2 protein-coding genes are annotated in these 3,027 nt (G+C 71.8%); both read left to right on the top strand.

The window, feature by feature from the left end; translation table 11 throughout:
- The first annotated feature begins 219 nt into the window (after positions 1–219).
- Positions 220–1,512 carry a glycosyltransferase family 4 protein gene (locus tag FV223_RS24015; RefSeq protein ID WP_187274727.1) on the top strand — a complete coding sequence of 431 codons (1,293 nt, stop codon included), beginning with the start codon at positions 220–222 and terminating at the stop codon, positions 1,510–1,512.
- 52 nt (positions 1,513–1,564) lie between these two features.
- Positions 1,565–3,027: lipopolysaccharide biosynthesis protein (locus FV223_RS24010; protein WP_246689781.1), on the top strand; the 1,463-nt coding region annotated here is incomplete at its 3' end.

Genomic DNA, 3,027 nt, shown 5'->3' with positions numbered 1-3,027 from the left:
ACCCCGCCCGCCTCGCGACCGGCCTCGGCAACGCCGCCGCGGTCGCCGAAGGAACTCGGCCGCAGGCGGTCGCCGCCCGCTACCTCGACCTCTACCGCAGCCTCCTCGCCCGTGAGCCCGCCGTCGCCCACGGATCGGCGTCCCAAGGATCGACGTCCCAAGGGTCAACGTCCCAGGGGTCAACGCCTCGAGAATCAACGCCTCAAGGATCAAGGCGCCATGCGCATCCTGCACCTTAGCTCGCTCTATCCGCCCCACATCGTCGGCGGCGCCGAGCGGTCCGTCGAGCATCTGGCCGAGGAGCTCGCCGGCCTCGGGCACACGGTCGCCGCCGCCTGCATCGAGCGGCAGGCCGAGCCCAAGACCGTGCGCAACGGCGTCACGGTCTACCGCATGGCGCATCACAACGACTTCTGGCTCGAGGACTGGGCGCAGCACGGCCGCTTCGCGCGCAACGCCGCCAAGCTCAAGCAGCAGTGGAACTTCGCGATCGCCGCCGATTTCGGCCGGGTGCTCGACGACTTCCGGCCGGACGTCGTCAACACCCACTCGCTGCTCGACATCTCGACGCTGGTCTGGCGCGAGGCGGCCCGGCGCGACATCCCGATCGTGCACACGGTCTGCGAGTACGACCTGATCTGCGGCAACGCGGCGATGTTCAAGCACGGCGCGCCGTGCACGCACTGGCACCTCGGCTGCAAGGTCGTGAACGCCTCCAAGCAGCTGACCAACCGCTGGGTCGACGCGGTGGCGAGCGTCGGCACCCGGATCCTGCAGACCCATGTCGACCATGGCCTGTTCCGCCACCTCGCTCCCGAGCGGCGACGGGTGATCTACTATTCCTGCACGGTGCCGGACGGCGATCCCGAGGCGCGCCGCCGGGTCGACCGGAGCGCCAAGCCGATGACCTTCGGCTATCTCGGGCGGATCAACGTCGAGAAGGGCGTCGGCACGCTGATCGACGCGCTGGCCGAGATCGGCTCACGCGCGCACGCCACCGAAGGGAATCCCGCCTCCGGCGGCTGGCGCTGCCTGATCGCGGGCCAGGCGATGGACGACTCGATCGAGCGGTTCAAGGCGAAGGCCGAAGGGCTGCCGATCGAGTTCGTCGGCTGGGTCGACCCGAAGGACTTCCTCACCGAGGTCGACGTCCTCGTCGTGCCCTCGTTCTGGGCCGAGCCCTCGCCGCGCACGGTCTACGAGGCCTACGCCATGGGCGTGCCGGTGATCGGCGCCGATTCCGGCGGCATCCCCGAGCTGATCGGCGAGGACAACGCCGACTGGCTGTTTCGCGCCGGCGACGCGCCCGACCTCGCGGACCGCATCCGCACGGTGCTGGCCCGCGGCCGCGCCAGCCTGCCGGACGAGCGCGCGTTCCAGCACGTCCTGCGCGAATCGACCTCCGAGCGCGTCGCCGAGAAGTATCTCGACCTCTACGCCGAGCTTCTCGCCGAGCGCCGCGGCATCGCGCCGGAACCGTCGCCAGCGCACGGCATCCATCATGGCGCCTAGCCCGCCCGGCCCGTCCGCCGCGGCGCCGGACGCGGCTGCGACCCGGGACGATATGGCCGGCCGCTCCGTCCGGGCGGCCGGGTGGGTCGCCGTCAGCGCAATCGGCAACGTCGTCCTGAGCTTCGTGGTGTTCCTGGTGCTGGCGCGCCTGCTCGACCCGAGCGAGTTCGGCCTCGTCGCCGTGGCGGTCGTGTTCATCGACATCCTGCTCATCGTCACGCGGGGCGGCCTGCCCGACCTCGTCGTGCAGACCGACCGGCTCGACGACGGCTTCGTCGACACCGCCTTCTGGGTGGCTTTGGCCTCCGGCTGCCTCTACGGGCTGGCGCTGGTCGCGCTGTCCTGGCCGATCGCGTGGATGCTGCGGATCCCCGAGCTGCAGCCGGTGCTGGCGGCGCTCGCCGCCACCTTCGTGATCGCGGCCGCGGGCGTGATCCACGAGGCGCGGCTGCAGCGCCTCTTCGGCTTCCGCAGCCTCGCGATCCGGGCCCTCGTCGCCAACCTGATCGGCGGGTCGGTGGCGATCGCGCTCGCGCTGAACGGGTTCGGGGTCTGGAGCCTGGTGATCCAGCGGCTGCTCGCCACCGGCATGACGACGCTGCTGACCTGGGCGGCGTTTCCGTGGCTTCCCGGATGGCGCTTCGTGCGCGCCCATGCCCGCCGCCAGCTCGCCTTCGGCTCCCGGGTGTTCTCGACCCAGCTCCTCCTGACGCTCAGCATCCGCAGCCAGGAGGTGGTCGCCGCCTACTTCCTCTCCACCGCCGATATCGGCCTGCTGCGCATGGCCTGGCGCTGCATCGACCTGATCAGCCAGGTCGCGGTGATCCCGCTCGCGGCGGTCGCGCTGCCGACCTACGCCCGGCTGCAGGACCGGCCGCGCGACCTGGCCGCGGCCTTCGACGGCTTCGTCGCGATGTCGGCGGTGCTGGCGCTGCCGGCCTTCGTCGGCATGGCCGTGGTGGCGCCGCACCTCGTGCCGCTGCTCTTCGGCGAGCAGTGGCGCGACGCGGTGCCGGTGCTGCGCATCCTGGCGCTGCTCGGCCCGGAATTCGTCGCGACCTCGATGCTGTGGATGATCTTCACCGCCTCCGACCGGACCGGCACCGCGCTGGTCCTGTCGGCCGCGCAGTTCACGATCACGATCCTGGCCTCGTTGGTGACGGCGCCGTTCGGCCTGTCGGCCCTCGTCGTCGGGCACGTGCTGCGCGCCTACCTGTTCTCGCCCGTGGTGGTGCGGGCCGCCGGCCGGTTCGTGCCGGTCGGCACCGTGGCGGTCGCCGCCTCGCTGGCGCCGATCCTCGCCTGCTCGCTCGCGATGGGCGCCACCGTGTTCCTGGCGCAGGATCGCCTCTACGCGCGGCTCGGCGACCACGCCGGCCTCGCGGCGGCGATCGGCCTCGGCATCCTGATCTACGGGATCCTGGCGCTGCTGTTCCTGCGCGCGCCGCTGCGCCGGAGCGTCGCGCTGATCCTGAACCGCAAGGCCGCCCTGGTCGCCGAGCCGCGCGTAGAGGC

This window comes from Methylobacterium sp. WL116, from assembly GCF_008039455.1.
In the GTDB taxonomy this organism is placed as follows: domain Bacteria; phylum Pseudomonadota; class Alphaproteobacteria; order Rhizobiales; family Beijerinckiaceae; genus Methylobacterium.
This window is presented reverse-complemented; position numbering and strand designations above follow the sequence as displayed.